This window comes from Tardiphaga sp. OK245 (assembly GCF_900108575.1).
Taxonomy (GTDB): domain Bacteria; phylum Pseudomonadota; class Alphaproteobacteria; order Rhizobiales; family Xanthobacteraceae; genus Tardiphaga; species Tardiphaga robiniae.
The window spans coordinates 243,423-266,109 of record NZ_FNWZ01000002.1; the positions used below are offsets into that span (position 1 = coordinate 243,423).

Consider the following 22,687-nt stretch of genomic DNA (forward strand, 5'->3'; position numbering starts at 1 on the left):
ACCTACTCCGCTGCTTCCACGACAGGCATGGCGATCCGGCGCGACTGGCGAGCCTGCTCGTCATATTCCTTCTGCCACTCGGACGGACCGTTCGAGGGCGAGATCTGCACCGCCGTCACCTTGTATTCCGGGCAATTGGTCGCCCAGTCCGAGAACTCGGTGGTGATGACGTTGGCCTGCGTGGTCGGGTGATGGAAGGTCGTATAGACCACGCCCGGCGCCATACGCTCGGTTAGCAGCGCACGCAACGTCGTCTCGCCGGCGCGGCTCTGCAGCTTCACCCAGTCGCCGTCGCGGATGCCACGTAGTTCGGCGTCATGCGGATGCAGCTCCAGACGATCCTCTTCATGCCAGACCACATTCTCGGTGCGCCGTGTCTGCGCGCCGACATTGTACTGGCTGAGAATACGGCCGGTGGTGAGCAGCAGCGGGAAGCGCGGCCCGGTACGCTCGTCGGTGGCAATGTATTCGGTGAGCATAAACTTGCCCTTGCCGCGCACGAAGCCGTCCATATGCATAATCGGCGTGCCCAGAGGCTGCTTCTCGTTACACGGCCACTGCACCGAACCAACCTCCTCCAGCTTCGCATAGGAGACGCCGGCGAAAGTCGGCGTCAGCGCCGCGATTTCGTCCATGATCTCCGAGGGGTGGTTATATTTCATCTCATAGCCGAGTGCCTTGGCGAATCCCAAGGTCACTTCCCAATCCTCAAGACCATTCTTCGGCGACATCACCTTGCGGACGCGCTGAATGCGACGTTCGGCATTGGTGAAAGTGCCGTTCTTCTCCAGGAAGGTGGAGCCCGGGAAGAACACGTGGGCGTAGTTGGCGGTCTCGTTCAGGAACAGGTCGTGGACGATGACGCATTCCATCGCCGACAGCGCCGCGACCACATGCTTGGTGTTGGGATCGGACTGCAGGATGTCTTCGCCCTGCACGTAGAGGCCCATGAAAGTGCCTTCGGTGGCGGCATCGAACATGTTGGGGATGCGCAGGCCCGGCTCACTGTTGAGCTTGACGTTCCACATCGCTTCGAACTGCTCGCGCACCGCATCGCCAGAAATGTGGCGATAGCCCGGCAGCTCGTGCGGGAACGAGCCCATGTCGCAGGAGCCCTGCACGTTGTTCTGGCCGCGCAGCGGATTCACGCCGACGCCGGGACGGCCGATATTGCCGGTCGCCATCGCGAGGTTCGCGATCGCGATTACGGTGGTCGAACCCTGGCTGTGCTCGGTGACGCCGAGACCGTAATAGATCGCACCGTTGCCACCGGTGGCGAACAAACGGGCGGCGGCGCGCAGCTCCTTCGGATCGACGCCGGTCATGATGGCGGTGGCTTCGGGGCTGTGGTTCGGCTGCGCGACGAAGGCCGCCCAGTCCTCGAACTCGCTCCAGTCACAGCGCTCGCGGATGAAGGTCTCGTCGGCGAGGCCTTCGGTGACGATGACATGGGCCAGCGCGGTGAGCACCGCGACATTAGTGCCGGGCATCAGGGGCAGATGGTGCTGTGCCTCGATATGGGCCGAGCGCACGATATCGGTTTGGCGCGGATCGACCACGATCAGCTTGGCGCCGGCGCGCAAACGCTTCTTCAGGCGCGATGCAAACACCGGATGGCCATCGGTCGGGTTGGCGCCGATGATCATCACGACATCGGTATCTTCCACCGAGTCGAAATCCTGCGTGCCGGCCGAGGTACCAAAGGTCGAGGACAGGCCGTAGCCGGTCGGCGAATGGCAGACGCGCGCGCAGGTATCAACGTTGTTGTTGCCGAAGCCGGCGCGGATCAGCTTCTGCACCACGAAGACTTCTTCATTGGTGCAGCGCGACGAGGTGATGCCGCCGATGGAGTCTTTGCCGTATTTGGCCTGGATGCCCTTGAACTTCTTGGCCGCGAAATTGAAGGCCTCATCCCATGACACTTCCTGCCATGGATCGGTGATCTTCTCGCGGATCATCGGATTGAGGATGCGCTCCTTGTGGTTCGCATAGCCCCAGGCGAAACGGCCCTTGACGCAGGAATGGCCGCGATTGGCCTTGCCGTCCTTGTACGGCACCATGCGCACCAGTTCCTCGCCGCGCATTTCCGCCTTGAAGGTACAGCCGACGCCGCAATAGGCGCAGGTGGTCACAGCGGAGTGCTCAGGCTGGCCGATCTCGATCACGGCCTTCTCGGTCAGCGTCGCGGTCGGGCAGGCCTGCACGCAGGCGCCGCAGGACACGCATTCCGAACCCAGGAAGCTCTCGCTCATGCCCGGCGAGACGCGGCTCTCGAAGCCGCGGCCGGAGATCGTCAGCGCGAAAGTGCCCTGTACTTCTTCGCAGGCGCGGACGCAGCGCGAGCAGACGATGCACTTGGAGGGGTCATAGGTGAAGTACGGATTCGACTCGTCCTTTGCCATCCAGTGATCATTTTCGCAGGCTTCCGGCGAATTGTGATTGTGCTTCGGGCCAGACTTCGCGAACACATGGTTCTCGCCGTCATAACCGTAACGCACGTCGCGCAGGCCGACGGCGCCGGCCATGTCCTGCAACTCGCAATCGCCATTGGCGGCGCAGGTGAGACAGTCGAGCGGATGGTCGGAGATATAGAGCTCCATCACGCCCTTGCGCAGCGCCGCGAGCCGCGCATTCTGGGTATGAACCACGAGGCCTTCCATGGCCGGCGTGGTGCAGGAGGCAGGCGTGCCCGCGCGGCCTTCGATCTCGACGAGACAGAGACGACAGGAGCCGAAGGCATCCACCATGTCGGTGGCGCAGAGTTTCGGAATCTGCGTACCCATCTCCATGGCGGCGCGCATGATGGAGGTGCCCTCGGGCACCGAGACGCTCTGCCCGTCGATGGTCAGCGTGACCATCTTTTCGGACTTCGAACGCGGCGTACCAAAATCGATTTCGTGAACGAGCGACATGTGTTGCTCCTTTACTCTGCGGCCTGAAGGCGCGATGGCGCCGGGCCGAAATCATCAGGGAAATGTTTCAATGCGCTCATCACCGGATACGGCGTGAAGCCGCCCAGCGCGCAGAGCGAGCCGAACTTCATGGTGTTGCTGAGGTCCTGCAGCACGGCGATGTTCTCGGCAACGCGTTCACCGCGGCGGATCTTGTCGATAGTCTCGACGCCGCGGGTGGAGCCGATGCGGCACGGCGTGCACTTGCCGCAGGATTCGATGGCGCAAAATTCCATCGCGAAACGCGCCTGCTTCGACATGTCGACGGTGTCGTCGAACACCACGATGCCGCCATGGCCGATTAGGCCGTCGCGCTTGGCGAAGGCCTCGTAGTCGAACGGCGTGTCGAACAATTCGCGCGGGAAGTAGGCACCGAGCGGACCACCGACCTGCACCGCGCGCACGGGCTTACCCGTAAACGTGCCGCCGCCGATATCATCGACGAGCTCACCCAGCGTGATGCCAAAGGCGACCTCAAACAACCCGCCGAACTTGACGTTGCCGGCAAGCTGGATCGGCATCGTGCCACGCGAGCGACCCATGCCGTAGTCCGCATAGGCCTTGGCGCCGCTGTCGAGAATGAACGGGATCGCCGCAAACGAGAGGACGTTGTTGATGACCGTCGGCTTGCCGAACAGACCTTTATGGGCCGGCAGCGGCGGTTTGGCGCGGACGATGCCGCGACGGCCTTCGAGACTCTCAAGCAGCGAGGTCTCCTCGCCGCAGACATAGGCGCCGGCGCCGACGCGGACTTCGAGATCGAATGCGTGCGCCGAGCCACGAATCTTGTCGCCGAGATAACCGGCGCGCTTGGCGGCAGCGATACCCGCATTCATCGCCTCGACGGCATGGGGATATTCCGAGCGGATATAGATGTAGCCCTTGGTTGCCCCCACAGCGATGCCGGCGATGGTCATGCCTTCGATCACCACGAAGGGATCGCCTTCCATGATCATGCGATCGGCGAAGGTGCCGCTGTCGCCCTCGTCCGCATTGCAGACGATGAATTTGCGATCGGCCTTGGTATCGGCCACCGTCTTCCACTTGATGCCGGTCGGGAACCCGGCGCCACCGCGGCCACGCAGGCCGGATGTGGTGACGTCGGCAATGATGCCAGCACTATCCAGCGTCAGCGCGCGGGCGATGCCCTTGTAGCCGCCATGCGCGATGTAATCCTCGACTGACCGGGGATCGACGACGCCGCAGCGCACAAAGGTCAGACGCGTCTGCTTCTTGAGCCACGGAATCTCCTCCGCGACACCAAGACGCAGCGCGTGAGGGCCGTTTGCGACCATCGCATCGAGCACCGACGCAACGTCTTTCTCTTCGACCGGCCCAAAGGCGACACGGCCTTCCGGCGTCGCGACTTCGATCATCGGCTCCAGCCACAGCAATCCGCGCGAACCGGGGCGAATGATCTCGATTGCAAGCTTGCGCTTTTGAGCCTCCGCTTCGAAGGCACTGACGAGTTCATCGGCGCCGACGGAAACGGCGGCCGCATCGCGCGGAATGTAGATCTTCAGAGTTTTATCAGACGATGTCATCGCTGTGCCTCCGCGACCAGCGCATCGATGCGCTTCTCATCGAGGCGGCCAACCAGACGGCCATCGAGCATCGCCGATGGCGCCGTGGCGCAGAGCCCGAGGCAATAGATCGGCTCCAACGTAACACGCTGATCCGCCGTCGTGTTTCCAAACTTTACACCCAATTTCGCTTCCGCGCGCGCAGCCAGCGCGTCGCCGCCGGCCGCCTGGCAAGCCTCGGCCCGGCAGATCTTCAGCACATGCTTGCCAGCCGGTTCATGCCGGAAGTCGTGATAGAAGGTGAACACGCCATGGACCTCGGCGCGCGATAGGTTACGCGCCAGCGCGATCATCGGGATTGCCGCCTCTGGCACATAACCAAAGGCTTCCTGCATCGCATGCAGAATCACGATCACGCCGCCTTCCACATGGGACAGGCTCTCGATGATCTCGGTGCCTCGGTCGGCACTCCAAGGCTCATAAGCATTCGGCTCGTAGGCTGCGTTCATCCCGGTACTCAATTGATCTTATGACTGGAGAACCAATCAAAATTGGAATCGATCCAAAGATCAATAAAGCTGTCTCATGCTGCGATACGGAAACGGTATCGACACCCGGCGAAATCGATGAATTTGAAATGGTTAGCTTGGTTGCAGCGCAGCAATTGCAGCACCCGAAACGAAGGTCTTACGCCTCCAGCGACGGCGCAACCTCCCGGGCGATCTGGACCAGAGTCGCCACCAGCGGGGTCATGGGATCGCGCTGGGGCACCACGAGGCCGACGCCATAATTCACCACGGGATCGACGATCGGGATCATGCGCACCGAGTCGTTGGCGGTCAAACCCAGCGTCTCCGCCAGCTTGGCCGGCATCACACTGGCCCAGCGGCCGGTCTTCACATGTGTATAGAGCACGATGATCGAATTCGACGTCAGCATCGGCATCGCCTCGGCGCCGACCGACTTCAGGGCACGATCGATGATGCGCCGGTTCTGCATGTCGGGGGTCAGCAGGCATAGCGGCACCTGGCCGACTTCGGACCAGGTGACACTCTTGCGATCGCCGAACATGCTGTCCGGCGAGGTCAGCAGCCGGTAGCTTTCTTTATAAAGCGGGATCGAACGCACTTTGCCGAGCGGTTCGTTCTCGATGTAGGTGAGGCCCGCATCGACTTCGAGATTTTCAAGCAGACCGAGCACGGCCGTGGAGGTGCAGGACACGATGCGAAACCGCACATCGGGATGCCGCGCACGAAACGGCGTCGTCAGTGAGGCGACCATGCCGAGCACCGTAGGAATTGCGGCGATGCGGATCTCGCCGGATAGACTGTCCTTGAGGCCGTTGATTTCCTGCTTCATCGCGCGAGCATCGCCGACGATGCGGCGTGCCCAATCGAGCGCGCGTTCGCCTTCCGGCGTAAACCCCTGGAAGCGCGAGCCGCGCTGCACCAGCATCACGCCGAGCATGTCCTCGAGCTGCTTGAGGCTGGTGGACATGGTGGGCTGCGTCACGCCGCAAGCTTCCGCGGCGCGGCCGAAATGCCGTTCCTTCGCCAGCGACAACAGCAGTTCAAGTTTTTCGATCAAGGGACGCCCCGCTCCGACCACATCATTTTTGCCGAGGTGCGGCGCGACGATCGCGTGTGTGGCCTTCGGTGTCCGCCCTCGGGGCAAAGCATATGGTGCGGAGCCGCCTTGCCGCAACCATCGCAGCAACGCAGACAGAGATCAGCCCCGGCCAAGCTTCCCGCTTCAAGATAGAATCTGGTTGGGGTCTTTGGGGCGGTCTGCTTCGTCGCGGGGTCCAAGGCCCCGGCGACGACAGCAAACGGCAAGTACGATCAGCCAGAAGGCTGATCCGAGATCAACCCAGGCGGCTGATCTGCTCTTCGGTCACGACACGCTCGATGTTCTCGGACTTGCTCTTGATCCGGTAACGCGGGCGACCATCGGCTTCGATCGGAAGGCGAGAGGTGATGGTGTAGATGCTGCGTTCCTTGATGGTGGAACGGCCCTGCGGCCCCTGCAGCTGGTGGTGAACGTCCTCATTAATTGCGTAGTTATGCGCCATTATTCATACTCTCCACGATGAGCGGCTTTTAGCCACAACTTGCTCAAAAAGCAAGAAATCTCTAGCAATTTCGGTCAGATAGCTCGTCAGTCCTGATATGCAACGATGGGCAACAGGTCATAATTTGGATGTCTCTGCGACAGATTCCATCTCATGCTGCCGATCTGGTCAGCAGCAATTCTGCCGTTTTCAGAGGGGGTTGGACTGATTCAAGGGCGTGCCGGCATGACACAGTTCCCGCGCCCTTTCCGCGTTAGCAATAATCCTGGAATACCAGCGGGCCACTCGAAACTGGCCCCAAAAAAGCCGAAAAACCACCGGCAGGGCATTGCCGGTGGTTTCGGAGATTTACAGCAGAGTGCGCGAGTCTCCTCGAAGACTTAGGGCCGTCAAAAATTTGCCGGCTGCGCACGAAAATATTACATGAGCCAGAATGTTGAGCGCAATACCTGATTTGCTCAATCAAATATATTATTGGCCGCTATCGTTAGCGGGAAACATGATGTGGGCTGGCGCCAGCCCTGCCCGGGCCCGTTCGGCCATTTTGCGAAATGCGGTTTCGATATCACGCGCCAGACGCCGGGTGTCGAAGGCCGGCATGTTCAGACGATTGGCCGATAACTTCTCCCGGATCGACGACAACCGCTCGGGATTTTCCGCCAGCTCGACCGCCATACGCTCATAGTCATCTCGCTTCGCCGCAATCAACTCCGGCACACCCAGATTCTGCAGAAGACTCGCGGCAACCCGCCCTGCAAAGGTTTCTCCACGACACGTCAGCAACGGCAATCCAGCCCATAATGCGTCGCTCGCTGTGGTATGCGCATTGTACGGCAACGTATCGAGAAATAGATCCGCACAACGATGCCGCGCCAGGTGCTCGGCCGGCAGCATGCGCGCGGCAAACACCAGACGCGCGGGGTCGATGCCCCGCAATTCCGCTTCGCGGCGCAGATTCGCCACAGCCGCAGCGCTGTCCTCCAGCAGCCAGAGAACGCTGCCGTCAACGGCTGAGAGGATCCGCATCCAGCTGTCGAAGACATCGGGCGTGATCTTGTAGGCATTGTTGAAGCAACAGAACACGAAGCCCTGCGCAGGCAAACCGACCTCCGCGCGCGCGAATGCACGTACCGATATCTCCCGGCGATCGTCATTGGCCTGATAGCAATTCGGCAGCCAGACCACCTTCTCGCTATAGAATTGCCGGTGCTCGGGCGGCAGGACGTGCTGATCGGCGAGGATGTAATCCATGAAACCCGCGCCGAGCGTGCCGGGAAAGCCGAGATAATTGACCTGCACCGGCGCGGCCCTGCGCGCGAATACACCGGTGCGCTGCTCGCCGAAATAGCCGTTGAGATTGACGAGGATGTCGATGCGCTGCGCACGAATGGCGTTCACCGCCTGCGGATCGCTCAGTGTGGAGATATCGACGATCCCATCCACGGCGCCAGCGATGCGTCGCCTGATGTCGCTGCCGTCGTCATACCCGTTGTCGATGGCGAAAATCTCGAATGCGTTTTTGTCGTGCTGCTCCAGCACACCGACCAGCAGCAGCGAGGTCGCCTGCTGTCGAAATTCACCGGACAGATAGCCGACGCGAATTTTTGCATTCGGCCCGGTCGGGGAAGCACGCAGCGGTAGAGCTTGCATGGGAAAACGCGAGGCGTTGGTCAGTTCGGCGCAGCGCTGCAGGCTGCGTTCCGAAGTGGCCACGCCTTGCCAGCCAAACGGCTCGGCGGCCAGTTTGCCGGCTATGAGATCAGCCTCGATCTCCGCAATCAGCCCATTCGCGTCATGCCAGTCGCAGACCAGCATCTTCTGATGCAGCAAGTTGCCTTTCAGCAGCGGCATGTCCGGATTGAGTTGGCATGCGCGGCCATAGGCCTCCACCGCTTCTGCCGGCATCCGCATCTGCCCAAAGATGTAGCCGCGACCAAACCACGCTTCTGCCAGATCGGGCTGCAAGGCGAGCGCCGACTCGCAAGCCGCGAGGGCCTCGTCATAGCGCTTCAACTCCGCCAGCGACTTGCTTTTGTTGAAGAAGGCTGCGGCATAGCGCGGGTCGAGCGCCAACGCGCGATCGAAGTCAGCCAGCGCGGCGGGGTAGTCGCGCAGATCGTTCAGAACCGTGCCACGGTTATTTAGCGTTTCGGCATTGCCGGGATTGAGCGCCAGCGCTTCGGTGAAACGAAGCAGCGCCTCATCCGGCCGGTTCAGCGCCTTCAGCACCAGGCCGTAATTGTAGAATGTGGCATCTGATGTCGCATTGATGCGGAGGGCTGCCTTCAGATGCGGTTCGGCTTCCGCATGGCGCTTCAGCGCGACCAGGACGATGGCCAGAATGTTCAGCGCCGGGAAATGCTTTGGATCCTTGCGCAAGAACTTGCTGAACCCGCGCTCGGCCTCCTGGAGGCGGCCCTGCTGGAAGGCAGCGAATGCGCTTTGAAACAGTTCAGCTGGAGACGCCATGGTTCTTCGGACTTCTGGCTTTGCGGCTTGCATGGCCGGGGCCACGCCGTCCGGTATAGACACCCGCCTCCGCGGCGTCGAGAACGCCGCTCGAGCGAACGAAGTCGGGTGAGGCTCCATAAAACCAAAAACCCCCGGCAGTTTCCTGCCGGGGGTCTTTGTTTCAAAGACTGGTCGTCGTGAGACGATCAGAATTAGAAGGAGCGCAGGATCTGCACCGAACCGTTGTAGAGGTTCTGATCGGCGGTGTTGAAGACCGTACCGGCCGGCTTGCCCGACATGCCACCAGCGGTGGTGGTGTAGGTGCCGTTCAGGTTCTGATCGAGACGGCTGTAGGTGAACTGAGCCGACAGGGTCAGGTTCTGAACCGGGGTCCAGGCGGTACGGGTGCCGATCTGGGCGAGACCCAAGTCGAAGTTACCCGTGCCGGCGAACACACCCGCACGAGCGGCAGCAGCCGACGACGAGTTGAAGCCCGGGCCACCGGTGCTGACACCAGTGAAGGCGGCCATCATCAGGTCGTTGCCGGAGCCATACGAGATGTGGCTGTAGTTGCCGAACAGCGACGTGCGCCATGCCGGGTTCCAGTAGTGCTCGTAGAAAGCGCTAACTTCCCAAGCGGAGCTCTGGATGATCTGGCCGTTGGTGGCGTAAACGCCGTCCAGAACATAGCCGAAGCCGAGGCTGTTACCATCAACCTTCGCGTAGCGGCCGCCACCCGAGGTATCGGTCGTGCCACCGAAGACGTACTTGGCTGCGCCCTTGCCGTACGATGCTTCGATCTTCAAGCTGTCGCCTGCGCCGGTGGGCAGGTTCTTGAATTCGACCGCACCGCTCACAGCGAAGCCGTACTTGTCATCGGCGTGACCGGTAGCTTCGGTCGTGCCGTAGAAGCCCGGAGTCGCAGCGTGCATTGCAGCAGCGAAGTGCAGGGTGCCCCAAGCCTGATCGAGGCGGATGTTGCCGACGATGTCAGGAATGTGGTTGCCGCCGTAGGCGTTGCCCAGGAAGGTGTTCGACGTCGTGCCGTAGAACGCACCGGTGAACGAGGGAGCGCCCGGACCGACGATGAAGCCGTTGGTATTCCAGAGGCCGGCGTTGCGGTAGGCCGAAGCGTTTTCGATCGAGATCGTGCCCGACACGCCGTTACCGAAGGAGGCGGTGTAGGCCAACTGCGGGATACCGGTCGCGTTGTTCGAACCAGCGTTGAAGCCCGACGAGATGTACGGCTTGGCGAGCGCCCACTGGGGATCGAACTGCGAGACGGCCTTACCGAAGGTGAAGCCGGCGAACTGGATGAACGCGTAGTCGACTTCGGTGTAACCGCCAGCGATCGATTCACGATCCTGGAGGAAGTCGAACTGGATGTTCGCGTAGGTACGAACCACGCCGTATTCGGTCGCGGTGCGGGTGTCCGTCGTCAAGTTGACGCGTTCACGGGTCGAGAAATAGTTCTTGGTCCAGAGATTGTTGCCGCCGGCACCACCCTGCCAGAACGGAACGTCGTAGGTGCTGCCGTTGAACGCAACGTCCAAACGGATCGCGCCGCCGATCTTGATGCAGGTGTCGGTGCCCGGGATGTAGTAGAAGCCTGCGCCGTAGAGCGAGCAGATCTTCACGTATTCCACTGCCTTGGCCTTCACCGGAAGATCGGCTGCCTGAGCTCCGCCGATGGCGATCAGACCCGCCGCCGAGCCGAGGATAAGGCTCTTAATCATCGTCATGTTAAACCTCCAAGTTGTCCAAAAGGGAAGGTTCCGGATCTGCCAGGCGCGAACGCCCGAAGATTTAGTCCCCCAAGTCCCCAAACTAACCGCTCAAATACTTCGCGCTTTCGGAAACACCCGCATAACGCGAGGCACTCAAGCGAACTACTTCAACGGGACGACTGAGGGTTTCCCCATCGCCGGAACTGAGAATGCCTGCGCAATTCTTAGAAGCAAAATACTTTATGAACTCAGGTAACTTTATCGCGATGCAGTGTGGTTTCCCGGCAACACACGAAATCGTGGTTTGCACGTCACAATTCACTGATACAATTATAGAATTCTGGGAAGTGTGGGACGATGGAATGGCCGGCGGGGCAGTGGTGACTATGCGTGGGGGATCTGCGGGCTGGAACGAAAATGAGCTTTCGATTTGGGTGACCGGCCAGAATCAGGAGATCATCCGACAGTTCATCTGGGACATCGCGTCGATCAACGTTCATCTTGAGGGAATCCGCCAGTTCTGGGCCAAGGAGCTCGGCATCAGCGGACCGCAATGGATGATCCTGATGGCCGTCAGCGACCTTGATCGCGGCAACGGCGTGCCGGTCAAGGATGTGTCCGCCATGCTCCACGTCGACCCCTCCTTCGTCACCACCCAATCCAAAATGCTCGAGAAGAATGGCTTCATGCGGCGCGTCGCGTCCCGCGAGGATGCCCGCGTCGTACTGATGTCGCTGTCCGAAAAGGCCAGCAAGAAAATCTCCGCGCTCTCAGCTCGTAGGGAGTCGCTCGGGGATTTCATTCTCAGCGATTTTGACGAGCAGGCCTTGAAGGAGATCGGACAGCACATGTCCCGGCTCAAGAGTCGCCTCGAAAAAGCGACACTGATGCTGGAAGTCGAGAGCTGACCATCGCCGGGTGAGTGGCGGATCAATCGACCCCGCCGCGCCCTACTTCGTTCGTGAGTCCAGACGATCGACAATCCAGTCGAAAATGAACTCGTTGCCCACTGTCGGAATATCGATCTGAGCGGGCGGGGCCACCGTTTCCGACGCGCGGAAGATCTTCAGTTCGATGTCGAGGCCGTTTTGTTTCATGACGCGGCAACATTCCGTGACGTGATCGACATCGAGCCAGTCGCGCTCGCCCATGGCAACCAGGACCGGGCATTTGATATTGGCGGCAACGCTGCTGCTGTTGAAGCCCTCGATTTCACTCGGACAGCCCAGACCTGCGCGGCCTGAAATGCGGCTGGCAATAAACGCGCGCTCGTGAAGCTCCCAGATTCCGGCATCGCAAACAGCTGCTGCAAAGCGGTCGTCGAGATTGGCGCCGCGCGTCGCAAAGGCAGCTCCCAGGCCGTCTCCGAAGATCGCAATTCGCTCCTGATCGATATCGCTGCGGTCAGCCAGGAAATCGACCCAGCCGCTGATCGCCGTTTCGACCTCATACCGACAAGGCGACCCGATCATCTCCTGGCTATAGGATTGACCGGGCAAATCGACGAGCAACAGCGAGAGACCGCGTTCCAGCGCGTAGCTGGGCACCCTGTGCAGATGCTCTTCCTTGTAGTGGCCCTGCCCGACGACGCAGAGAACGACCGGCAGCGGCCGCGTCACGCGCGGCGCAGGAACGAAGTATCCCTGCAACACACCGTCCCGCCACGGGATCTCGACGACCTCGCCGGCAGGCGTTGCATGCTGCACGTAAAGTCGGGCACAATCCTGCATTAGGGCGATGGCGGCGCCTTGCCGCGGATCGCTGCAAGCGAGCATGACCTGAGCGGTGCGATAGTAGTTGGCCGCGCGCAGCCAGTTGCTCAGCGCCGTCGGGATGTGGCCGCTGGCCAGCGCCTCCGCGGCGCGCTCACGGTTGATATCAGCCGCGCTATACCATTCGCGATACCAGCTCTCGTCATCGCGCGGATTGATACGCTCCGCCGCCAGGAAACATTCCGAAACGGTACTTCCGCCTTCCTGCGCCGCGCGCAGCACGCGCAAGAACTGCAGCGAAAAGTCTTCATGGCCAGGCCATTGCTGCCAGCCGCGCCCCTGCGACGATGGGATGGCCCTGCCGAAATCGATAATGGTCACATCCCTGGCCCTTGACGGAGATCGCTTGAAAGATCGACGAGAAGCATGGGTCTTGCGCCCATTTGTGTACTGCCAGACACACTCAGGAGTCCGACTTTTCAGCAGTATTATCCGCGCTTTACGAGGGGGCAAGCATGATTATTATACCGCAACTGCACCAATTGAATGCTGCAGCGCCAACGAATTCTGCATCCAGGCCCGATGCCGCGTAACTCGCGCGAAGGCTTGTTACTTCGGGACGACGGCCTGTGCATCGACCCAGATTTGCGCATCGCTTTCACGCACCGGATAGCGTCGCAAACCCCTGCTCGGCCAACCCGGCGACATGCTGCCGTCTGCCAGATCGAACCAGGCCAGATGGCGCGGACAGTGCAGCCGGCCATCGGCGACGCGGCCAAGGCTGAGATCGGCCTGCTCATGTGGGCAGGCGCGCTCGCAGGCGTAGATCGTCTCACCATCCTGCACGATGAGCACACCGAGGCCGGCCACGTTGACGCAAACGATCGTCTGTTCGGTCAGGCGCTCGCGTGAGCAAACCGCGACCCATCGGGCGGGATTGTCGTCATCCGCCAAGATAGGCCCGTCGCACATGCTCGTTCTCGATCAGCTCCGCTCCCGCGCCGGACAGCACGACACGCCCAGACTCCAGCAGATAGGCATGATCGCACATCTCGAGCGCGGCGAAGGCATTCTGCTCAACTAGCAAAACAGTCGTGCCGGCATCGCGGATCGCGCGGATGATCGCAAAGGTGCGCTCGACGATGTTGGGCGCGAGACCGAGCGAGGGTTCATCGAACATCACAAGGCGCGGGCGCGACATCAATGCACGGCCGATGGCCAGCATCTGCTGCTCGCCGCCGGACAGCGTGCCAGCTGCCTGCTTGCGTCGCTCTGCGAGGCGCGGGAATTCGCCATAGATGCGGTCGCGGTCAACAGCGACTTCGCTCGTGTCCGAGCGCAGATAGGCGCCCATGTCGAGATTTTCGGCCACCGTCATATGCGGAAATACACGACGCCCTTCCGGGCAATGCGCGATACCCTTTGTGAGCACCCGCTGCGCGCCGATGCCGGTGATGTCTTCGCCGTCGAAATGCAGACTGCCGGAGCGTGATGGCACGAGGCCCGAGATAGCACGCAGCGTCGTGCTCTTGCCGGCGCCGTTGGCGCCGATCAGTGCCACGAGCTGGCCAGCCTTGACCGAAAGCGAAATGCCCTTGAGGGCCGAGATCTGGCCATAGGCGCAAACCATGTCACGGATCTCAAGCATGGACTGCGACCTCCTTGACCACATCCTTCGCGCTCTGACCGAGGTAGGCTTCGATCACCGCGGGATTCTTGCGGATTTCGTCGGGCGGTCCCTCAGCGATGATGCGGCCGTAATTCAGCACGACGATGCGATCCGACACGCTCATCACCATCGGCATGTCGTGCTCAACCAAGAGGATCGTGACGCCACGATCCCGGATATTGCGGATCAGTTGCACGAAAGTATGTGTCTCCGACGCGTTCATGCCGGACACAGGCTCGTCGAGCAGCAACATCTTCGGCTGCGCGGCGAGCGCCAGCGCGACACCGACGAGACGCTGCTCGCCGTAGGACAGCGAGCCCGCAAGATCGTTGGCGCGCGCTTCCAGCCCGATCCAGCGCACCAGTTCGGCGGCACGGGCGCGCTGCGCTTTCTCCGATGCGCGGGCGCGCGGCAGGCCGAGAATGGCTTCGGCAAGGCCAAGCTTGCCTTTAAGCTCCCCTTGGCGATGCAGGCCGATCAGGACGTTGTCGTAGACCGTGTCGTTGGGAAACACGCTGGTGCGCTGAAAGGTGCGGATCAGCCCGAGATCTGCGATTTCATGCGGTTTCTTGCCCTTGAGGTCCGCGCCGCAATAGTTCACCGCGCCCTTCGTGGGCGTGAGAAAGCCGGTCATGACGTTGAAGGCCGTGGTCTTGCCGGCACCGTTCGGCCCGATCAGGCTGACGATCTCACCTTTGTTGACATGGAAGTTCATGTCCGAGATCGCGACAAGGCCGCCAAAATGGACCGCGACATGTTCAATGCTGAGGACTGTCTCGGCCATCACGCGTGCTCCTCGGCGGTGCGTTCGGAGACGGCGATGGACGCCCGTCTGGTTCCGCCGGCCCGGGCTAAACCGAGTTTCGCGGCAAGCGACGGCACGATGCCGCGCGGCATGACGAACAGGATGACGATCAGCACCACGCCATAGGTGATCCACTGTGCCTCCGGCGGCATGATCGGCCGTAGGAACACCGGCAGCAGACCGAAAATCACGCCACCGACGACGGGCCCGGCCAGCGAGCCCTTGCCGCCCGACACCACCATGATCACCATAGTCACCGTCGAGATGAAAGCGAAGACGTCGGGATCGATGATACGGATGTAATGCGCGTAAAGGCTTCCCGCCGCGCCGGCGATACCGGCAGAGATCACGGCAGCCAGTGTCAGCGTCTTGGTAACGTCGATACCGACGGCGACAGCCAACGTCTCGTTCTCCATCAAGCCGCGCATGGCGCGGCCGTAGTGCGAATGAACGAGGCGCGAGATCAGGAAATACGAGATCGCGGCGACAGCGAGCACAAGATAGTAATTGTGAAACTTGGTCTTCAGCACGAGATAACCAAGCCCCGGCAGACCAATGGTGATCGACGGGATATTGGTCAGCGCCAACGGGCCCTGCGTCAGCTCGACCCAGTTCAGCGCCACCAGCCTGACAACTTCGGCGAACGAGATCGTGACGATGACGAAGTAAGCGCCGCGCACGCTGAAGGACAGGCGTCCGACCAGATAGCCGCAGAAGCCCGAAATGAGGATCGCCAGAAAGAAGCCCGCAATCGGCGGCCACGGCACGTGGACGATATGGAAATCACCGTAGATCGGCACATCGAATCCCAGCGATGTCAGCGCGCTGACATAGGCGCCGATGCCGAAGAAGGCGATATGGCCGAGGCTGAGCTGTCCAGTAAAGCCGAGCAGCAGATTGAGGCTCATGGCGCCGATGATGAAGATGCCGGTCGTAATCAGCGCGTTGAGCAGATACGGATCCGTCAGCCACATCGGTACGGAGGAGAAGAAAGCGAGACAGAGGAGCGTGACGATCTGCTTCATCCGACGCGCTCCGCCCGTGCAAACAATCCTGTCGGCTTGAAGATCAGCACCATGATGATGATCAGGAAGCCCATGGCATCGCGATAGCCCGACGACACGTAGCCGGCGCCAAGCTCTTCCGCCAAAGCGAGAATGAAACCGCCGATGACCGCGCCGGTAATGTTGCCGAGACCGCCGAGAATGACGATGGCAAAGGCTTTCACCGCGGCGAGATCGCCCATCTGCGGGAACACGACATAGACCGGACCGAGCAAGGCGCCGGCAGCGGCCGCAAGGCTCGAGCCAATGGCAAAGGTCGAGGTGTAGATCAGGCTGACATTGACCCCCATCAGCGCGGCGGTGTCGGAATCCTGGAAGGTCGCGCGCATTGCCTTGCCGAGTTTGGTGAGATTGATCAGCGAGTAAGCCAGCACGATCAGCAGCGCGGCGGCGAACAGCACGAACAAGCGAAGCCAGGACACGGACACAGGTCCGATCACCAACGGCGCGTCAGGAAACGGATTGTCGATCGACTTGGCAACGCCACCCCAGATCCACAGCGCGCCAGACTGCATCGCGATCCAGGCACCGATCATCACCAGCATGGTAGTGTCGATATCGGCGCCGCGCAGCGGCCGCAGCAGCGTGATCTCGATGACGGCGCCCAGCAGCCAACCAGCGACGATCGCCACCGGCAGCGCCACGAAGAAATTCAGCCCGAGCTGATGCACGACAATGAACATCATATAGGCGCCGAATGTGTAGAGGATGCCGTGGGTGAAGTTCACCACGTTCATGATGCCGAAGATCAGCGTCAACCCGATGCCGAGCAGCGCATAGGTGCCGCCGAGCACAAGCATATTGACGAGGTGTTGCAGGAGCTGGTCCACGAGCGGCCCTAAAGGTTCGAGTATGGTGCTAACCTCTCCCCGCCTAACGAAGCTTTGCTTCGCCGGGCGGGGAGAGGTCGGAGCCGAGCGACAGCGAGGCTTCGGGTGAGGGGGAGCCAGTGTTTCACTCGCAAGTGCCCCTCACCCCACCCCTCTCCCCGCAAGCGGGGAGAGGGAGCTCACTGCCGGAGTTCGTCTGGATCACAGATCCTTCATCACGATCTTGCCGCCGGAGATTTCGACTAGATAGACGTTCGGGAAGCTCTGGCCGCTCTCCTGACCTGCAGGGCCCGACTTCTTGAACACGATGTCGCCGTTCAGGCCCTTGACGTCGATCTTCCAGAGCGCATCCTTGATCGCTGCCGGCTCGGCCTTGCCGGCCTTCTCGATGGCCGCCGCGATGGTGCGGATGCCGTCATAGCCACGGAAGCTCTCGGTGCAGCCGGCGAAATCGAAGCCACGCTTCTTCCACTCATTGATGAAATAGGTGGTAGCTTCCGGGTTCGGCGTCTTTTCCGGCATCCAGGGCAGGAAGGTCGTCAGATGCATGGTGTCGTTAGCAGCGGCACCGGCCTGCGCGATGATCTGGTCGGGGTTCTGCGAACCGCCGGTGGTGATGATCCGCTTCTTCAGGCCGAGCGCCGCCGCCTGCTTGAAGATCAGCGTCAACTGATCGACCGCAGCCGTGATGATCACCGTCTCGGAGTCGGTCGCCTTGATCTTGGCGAGCTGGGCGCTCATGTCCTGCGCCGATTGGTCCATGGTCTCGACCAGGCCGATGGTGATGCCCTTCTCCTTCATCATCTTGCTGAAGTCCTCGGCGGTGCCACGGCCCCAGTCATTGTTGATCACAAGAAAATCCACCTTCTTCAACGCCAGCTTGTCGACGATGTTCTTGAAGGCGGCCGCTTCCACGAAAGACGGCGGCGAGATGCGGAACACGTAAGGATTGCCCGAGGTGGTGATCTTGCTCGCCGACGAGGTCTCGACGACCATCGCGGTTTCGTATTCGACGAGCTTCGGCATCACGGCGAGGGTGAGGCTGGAGCCCCAGGCGCCGAGCATGACTGGCGTCTTGTCGCGCGTGATCAACTTCTCGGCGACGGCAGCAGCTTCGGTCGGATTGCTCTTGTTGTCTTCGATGACGAGTTCGATCTTCTTGCCGAGCAGGCCGCCCTTGGCGTTGATCTCGTCGGCGGCGATCTTGGCGCCGTTAACGACATACGTGCCCGACGCGGCAAAGGCACCGGTCAGCGGTTCGTTGACGCCGATCTTGATGGTTTGCGCAGTCGCAGCACTGCTCAGGAAAGCAATTGCCAGGGCCGTCGCCGAAGCTGCCTTGATGGTCCGTATCATGTGGTCCTCCAGTGTTACGCTGATGAAACTTGCGCAGTCCAAACCTCGCCGTTCGCATGTCCAAGCGAACGTCGATCTCTCACGCTGATCCTCCGCGCCCGGAGAGACGGCGAACGACATGCATCGCGCGCTCACGCAGGAGACCGAGGATCAACGAAACACCATTCAGATCGGCTGCCGCTGACGGCGCCGACGTCACATCGCCCGACAGGCGGCGATCGAGATTGCCGGCAAATTCCGCAACCAGCCGGCCCGCGAGATCGCGCACCAACCCGCTGCGACCGACCTGTGCCAGCATGCCGGTGAGGCTGTAGCCGATGGAAAGCTCCACACGCGTCGCCGCGCCGTCATCCTGCGGCACCAGCCGGTAACGGATTTCGCCTTGCGTGGTGGAGCGGCTGCGCTGGTCGCTGCCTATGCCGAGAATGCGGCCGGAGAGATTGGCCTCGTCGCGCTCGACGCGGGCGGCGCCTTTAAAATTGGCGGAGATCGGCCCGATCTTGACGCGGATCGCGCCTTCGACCCGCTCGGGTCTGGGCGTGCCCACCAGCGTGGCGCCCGGCAGGCACGAGGCGACGGCCGCGATGTCATCGAACAGTGCAAAGACTTTTGCAGGTGCATGCGCGACCGTGAATTGCTGTTCAAGTGTGGTCGATGGCGTGAAGTCTGGAATGTCCAGCGGTGCGACGGCGGCAGCCGGTTCGGATACAGCAGGCTGCGCGGGCATCGGCTTCTGGGAGCTGACACAGGCTTCGTGCCCTGACCCTGCCGGTCCCAGCACCTTGCGGCCAGCATCCGGCTCCGGCGCGATATCGCGCGCGCGGCGCTCTGTGATGACCGACTGCACGGCGCGGACAATGCCGACATATCCAGTGCAACGGCAGAGATTGCCTGACATGCCGATGCGGATCTGCTTCTCGTCAGCATCCGGCAGGCGCTTCACCAGATCGCGTGCGGAGACCAGCATACCCGGCGTGCAGTAACCGCATTGCAAAGCATGTTCGCGCGTGAAGGCCGCACGCAACTCCGTGGCAATCTCGTCATCATCAAGACCTTCGATGGTGGTGACGTCAGCGCCGTCGCAGGCCACCGCATAAGTGATGCAGGAGCGCGTCGGTATGCCATCGACCAGGATAGTGCAGGCACCACAGACGCCATGTTCGCAGCCGAGATGCGTGCCGGTGAGATCGAGCGTGTCGCGCATCATGTCGGCGAGACTCGTACGTGGCTCGACGTCCCTCTTCACGGCGCGAGTGTTGACGGTGAGTTCGACCGAGTTCATGCCGCGGCCTCCGCAACAGCGCGGCGCAGAATGGTGACGTGAATATGCCGGTCGGCGGCATCGCTCATGCCGGCCTTCGACAGCAGGGTGTCGGCGACGCGCGCGTCGAAGCGCGACTTGAAATCGCTGGTGATACGCCCGCCGAACAGTTCTTCGGCATTCTCAACGATGATCGGCGCGGCTTCGACTGCGCCAATGACGATACGTGCCTTGCCAGCTTCTGGATTGATCAGCACCGCGCCAATGGCATGGGCGAACTCGCCCGTCTTGCGGCAGCTCTTCACATAGCCCCAGCGCGCGGAGGAAGACATCACTGGCACGCGCACGGCTTCCAGCATCTCGCCGGGCTGCAGCACGCTTTCCAGCGCACCCAGCATGAAATCCTTCATCGCAACACGCCGCACTCCGCTTGCACTACGCAGCGACAGCGTCGCGCCAAGTGCGGCGAAAGTGGAGACCCAGTCCGCGGACGGATCGGCATGGCTGAGCGAACCACCGACGGTGCCGCGGTTGCGCACCGCGCGATAGGCGATGGCGGAGGCCACGCGTTGCATCGCGCCGCGGGTGACGTCGGGAATGCGGCCATCCTCGATATCGGCATGGGTGACGCAGGCGCCGATCACCAGCTCATCGCCGGCGACTTCCACATGCTTCAGCTCGGCGAGGCCGGTGATATCGACGATGGTGTCGGGAGCCACCAGACGCAGATTCAGCATCGGCCCGAGCGACTGGCCTCCGGCCATGATCTTGATCACACCATCGCCAGCCATTGCGGCTAAGGCCGAGGCGACGTCGCGCGGGCGCTCATAGGCGAAAGGTGCCGGCTTCATGCGGCGGTCCTCTTCGCATCGCGCGCTGCGAGAATGCCCTGCAGCACGCGGCGCGGCGTGATCGGCGACTGCAGCATCTCGACGCCGAGACCGCGCAGCGCATCGTTCACCGCATTGCCGATCGCCGCCGGCGGCGCGATGGCCCCGCCTTCGCCGATGCCCTTGACGCCGAACTTGGTGTAAGGCGACGGCGTTTCCATGTGATCGAGCCACGGCATCGGCACTTCGGTCGGACCGGGCAGCAGATAATCGGCCAATGTCGTATTGAGCGGCTGACCGGCGCGATCGAACGGCATCTCCTCATACAGCGCTGTGCCGATGCCCTGCGCGAGACCGCCATAGATCTGGCCATCGACGATCATCGGATTGACCAGCACGCCGCCGTCTTCGACGATGACGTAATCGAGAATTTCCACATCGCCCAGATCGGGATCGACGGCGACGGTGACCGCATGGGCAGCATAGCTGAACGTGCCACTGTCACGCTGCGGCTTGTAGCCGGAGGTCGCTTCCAGCCCGCCGGGGTCGACATCGCCGGGCAGATCCTGCGGGCGGCGATACCAAGTGTGTGCGATTTCCTTCAGCGTCACGCTGCCATTGGGTCCGCGGATCTCGCCATCCACCAGCACCACATTGGCTTCGTCGACCTGCAGCAGCTTGGCGCCGATCTTCTTGGCGCGCTCGCCGAGTTCGTGGCACGCCGTCGCCACCGCGCCGCCGGCCATCACCATGCAGCGCGAGCCCCAGGTACCGGTCGAATAAGGCGTCATCGCCGTGTCGCCATGCACGACGCGGATTTTAGCGACATCGACGCCGAGCATTTCGAACGCGACCTGCGACAACGTCGTCTCGAGGCCCTGACCGTGCGAATGCACGCCAACCTTCAGTTCGAGTCCGCCATCCGGCGTCAGTCGCGCGGTGGCCTGTTCATGGCCGGGCACCATGGGAATGCCCCAGCCGGAATAGACCGAGGTGCCATGCGCAGCCTGCTCGCAATAGATCGAGAGGCCGACGCCGATCAGGCGTCCATCGGCCTCGCCTTTGCGCTGCCGCGCACGGATGCCATCGATATCGATCTGCGCGACAGCGCGTCGCAGCGCCTCGGGATAATCGCCGCTGTCGAAATGCTTCTTGGTGATGTTGTCGAACGGCATCTGCTCCGGTCGCACCAGATTGCGCAGCCGGACGTCGCCGGGCTCAAGCCCTGCTTCCGCCGCGACGAGATCGAGCATCAGCTCCAGCGCGAAACACACGCCAGTGCGGGCGACGCCGCGATAGGGCAGGATCGGACATTTGTTGGTGGCCACCGAATAGGTGCGGCAGCGATAGGCCGGCATCTGATAGGGGCCGGGCAAGATGCTGACCACCTGCGCCGCTTCGAGGCAGGCCGAGAACGGGTAAGACGAATAGGCGCCGGAATCGACCGTGGCTTCGCAATCGATGCCGCGCAGCGTGCCGTCGCGATCGGCATAGACGGTGATCTTGTAGTGATGCTCGCGGCAGTTGGAACTGGCGACCAAATGCTCGCGGCGATCCTCGATCCAGCGCACCGGGAAGCCGCGCTTCATGGTGAGCCATGACAGACAGACTTCCTCCGGCAGCAAGATGCCCTTGTGACCGAAGCCGCCACCGACATCCGGCGAGACGATCCTGATCTGTCCTTGATCCATCTCAAGGCAATCGGACAACCCGTTGCGCACAATGTGCGGCATCTGACTACCCGTATAGAGCGTGAGCTGATCGAGACGATGATCGAACGTCGCGATGACACCCCGACCTTCGAGCGGCGACATGCATTGCCGCGCGGTCGAGATTTCGCGCGTCACCTTGATCGGTGCGTCGAGAGCGCTGGAAATATCGAGTTCGAAGAAGCTTTCGAGAAAGACGTTGTCGCCCCAGTGCTCATGCACCAGCGGCGAGCCGGGCTCGCGCGCCTTGAGCATATCGTAGACGGCGGGCAGCTCTTCGAGATCGAGCGTGACGGAGGCCGCGATATCCTCAGCCTCGGCGCGCGTGGGCGCAACGCACATGGCAACGAGCTCGCCGACCTGACGAATTTTATCGGTGGCCAGAATGGGTTGGTCGGACGGCTTGAAGCCGGCCAATCCCGTGATCGCGCGGATCGGCTTGATGCCGACAAGATCGGCGGACGTGAACACCACATCGCGATAGCGCTCGGGAATATGGATCGCCCGGATTCGCGCATGCGCCAGCGGACTGCGGACGAAAGCGACGTCCTGCAATCCCGCTAGCCTGATATCGCCGACGAATTGCCCACGCCCGCGCATGAGGCGATCGTCCTCCTTGCGCGGTACGCGCGCGCCGACGCCCTGCTTTGAAGCAGGGGCGACGGGCGAGATATCTCGCTCATTGCGCATCGACGAACTCCCGGCGTCTTCCGGATTGACTAGCGAAC

General features: G+C 61.8%; 18 protein-coding genes. 1 reads left to right on the top strand and 17 read right to left on the bottom strand.

Annotated elements, in window-relative coordinates; translation table 11 throughout:
- Positions 1-2: 2 nt before the first annotated feature.
- The 7 genes from fdhF to BLW80_RS07840 all read right to left on the bottom strand — a co-directional run bounded on the left by fdhF (position 3) and on the right by BLW80_RS07840 (position 10,738).
- On the bottom strand, positions 3-2,912 hold the full coding sequence (fdhF, locus tag BLW80_RS07810; protein WP_093757533.1) for a formate dehydrogenase subunit alpha: 2,910 nt from the start codon (positions 2,910-2,912) through the stop codon (positions 3-5).
- A gap of 11 nt (positions 2,913-2,923) precedes the next feature.
- Complete coding sequence (locus BLW80_RS07815) at positions 2,924-4,495, bottom strand: formate dehydrogenase beta subunit (protein WP_093757534.1); 1,572 nt, start codon at positions 4,493-4,495, stop codon at positions 2,924-2,926.
- A complete protein-coding gene (locus tag BLW80_RS07820) occupies positions 4,492-4,983 on the bottom strand; it encodes a formate dehydrogenase subunit gamma (RefSeq protein ID WP_089267785.1) in 492 nt (163 codons plus the stop codon). Before BLW80_RS07820 ends, BLW80_RS07815 begins: the two co-directional genes overlap by 4 nt.
- Positions 4,984-5,161: 178 nt before the next feature.
- Positions 5,162-6,061 carry a LysR family transcriptional regulator gene (locus BLW80_RS07825; protein WP_068729536.1) on the bottom strand — a complete coding sequence of 300 codons (900 nt, stop codon included), beginning with the start codon at positions 6,059-6,061 and terminating at the stop codon, positions 5,162-5,164.
- 277 nt (positions 6,062-6,338) lie between these two features.
- Positions 6,339-6,545: a hypothetical protein gene (locus tag BLW80_RS07830; protein ID WP_068729538.1), complete on the bottom strand. Its 207-nt coding sequence runs from the start codon at positions 6,543-6,545 to the stop codon at positions 6,339-6,341.
- Between the two features lie 471 nt (positions 6,546-7,016).
- The gene (locus tag BLW80_RS07835) at positions 7,017-9,014 is read right to left on the bottom strand and encodes an O-linked N-acetylglucosamine transferase, SPINDLY family protein (RefSeq protein ID WP_093757535.1); all 1,998 of its coding nucleotides are present in this window, start codon (positions 9,012-9,014) and stop codon (positions 7,017-7,019) included.
- Positions 9,015-9,208: 194 nt separating this feature from the next.
- Positions 9,209-10,738: a porin gene (locus BLW80_RS07840; RefSeq protein ID WP_093757536.1), complete on the bottom strand. Its 1,530-nt coding sequence runs from the start codon at positions 10,736-10,738 to the stop codon at positions 9,209-9,211.
- Between the two features lie 194 nt (positions 10,739-10,932).
- On the opposite strand from BLW80_RS07840, the gene BLW80_RS07850 reads away from it, so the two are divergent.
- Positions 10,933-11,631, top strand: a complete 699-nt coding sequence (locus BLW80_RS07850) for a MarR family winged helix-turn-helix transcriptional regulator (protein ID WP_244528041.1) — start codon at positions 10,933-10,935, stop codon at positions 11,629-11,631.
- A 42-nt stretch (positions 11,632-11,673) separates the two neighbouring features.
- Here BLW80_RS07850 and BLW80_RS07855 read toward each other — a convergent pair whose 3' ends face one another.
- The 10 genes from BLW80_RS07855 to BLW80_RS07900 form a co-directional block, all read right to left on the bottom strand.
- The gene (locus BLW80_RS07855) at positions 11,674-12,816 is read right to left on the bottom strand and encodes an alpha/beta hydrolase family protein (protein WP_244528042.1); all 1,143 of its coding nucleotides are present in this window, start codon (positions 12,814-12,816) and stop codon (positions 11,674-11,676) included.
- Positions 12,817-13,044: 228 nt separating this feature from the next.
- The gene (locus BLW80_RS07860; protein WP_244528043.1) at positions 13,045-13,389 is read right to left on the bottom strand and encodes a Rieske (2Fe-2S) protein; all 345 of its coding nucleotides are present in this window, start codon (positions 13,387-13,389) and stop codon (positions 13,045-13,047) included.
- Positions 13,379-14,083 (bottom strand): ABC transporter ATP-binding protein, encoded by a 705-nt coding sequence (locus BLW80_RS07865; RefSeq protein ID WP_068729545.1) that lies wholly within the window; start codon positions 14,081-14,083, stop codon positions 13,379-13,381. The genes BLW80_RS07860 and BLW80_RS07865 overlap by 11 nt, the downstream gene beginning before the upstream one ends.
- Complete coding sequence (locus BLW80_RS07870) at positions 14,076-14,888, bottom strand: ABC transporter ATP-binding protein (protein WP_093757539.1); 813 nt, start codon at positions 14,886-14,888, stop codon at positions 14,076-14,078. The genes BLW80_RS07865 and BLW80_RS07870 overlap by 8 nt, the downstream gene beginning before the upstream one ends.
- On the bottom strand, positions 14,888-15,934 hold the full coding sequence (locus tag BLW80_RS07875; protein ID WP_093757540.1) for a branched-chain amino acid ABC transporter permease: 1,047 nt from the start codon (positions 15,932-15,934) through the stop codon (positions 14,888-14,890). Before BLW80_RS07875 ends, BLW80_RS07870 begins: the two co-directional genes overlap by 1 nt.
- A complete protein-coding gene (locus tag BLW80_RS07880; protein WP_170849610.1) occupies positions 15,931-16,803 on the bottom strand; it encodes a branched-chain amino acid ABC transporter permease in 873 nt (290 codons plus the stop codon). Before BLW80_RS07880 ends, BLW80_RS07875 begins: the two co-directional genes overlap by 4 nt.
- 201 nt (positions 16,804-17,004) lie before the next feature.
- The gene (locus BLW80_RS07885) at positions 17,005-18,159 is read right to left on the bottom strand and encodes an ABC transporter substrate-binding protein (protein ID WP_093757541.1); all 1,155 of its coding nucleotides are present in this window, start codon (positions 18,157-18,159) and stop codon (positions 17,005-17,007) included.
- Between the two features lie 79 nt (positions 18,160-18,238).
- Positions 18,239-19,441, bottom strand: a complete 1,203-nt coding sequence (locus BLW80_RS07890) for a xanthine dehydrogenase family Fe-S subunit (RefSeq protein ID WP_093757542.1) — start codon at positions 19,439-19,441, stop codon at positions 18,239-18,241.
- Positions 19,438-20,271, bottom strand: coding sequence for an FAD binding domain-containing protein (locus BLW80_RS07895; protein ID WP_093757543.1), 834 nt, complete (start codon positions 20,269-20,271; stop codon positions 19,438-19,440). The genes BLW80_RS07890 and BLW80_RS07895 overlap by 4 nt, the downstream gene beginning before the upstream one ends.
- Positions 20,268-22,649: a xanthine dehydrogenase family protein molybdopterin-binding subunit gene (locus BLW80_RS07900; RefSeq protein WP_093757544.1), complete on the bottom strand. Its 2,382-nt coding sequence runs from the start codon at positions 22,647-22,649 to the stop codon at positions 20,268-20,270. Before BLW80_RS07900 ends, BLW80_RS07895 begins: the two co-directional genes overlap by 4 nt.
- Positions 22,650-22,687 lie beyond the last annotated feature (38 nt).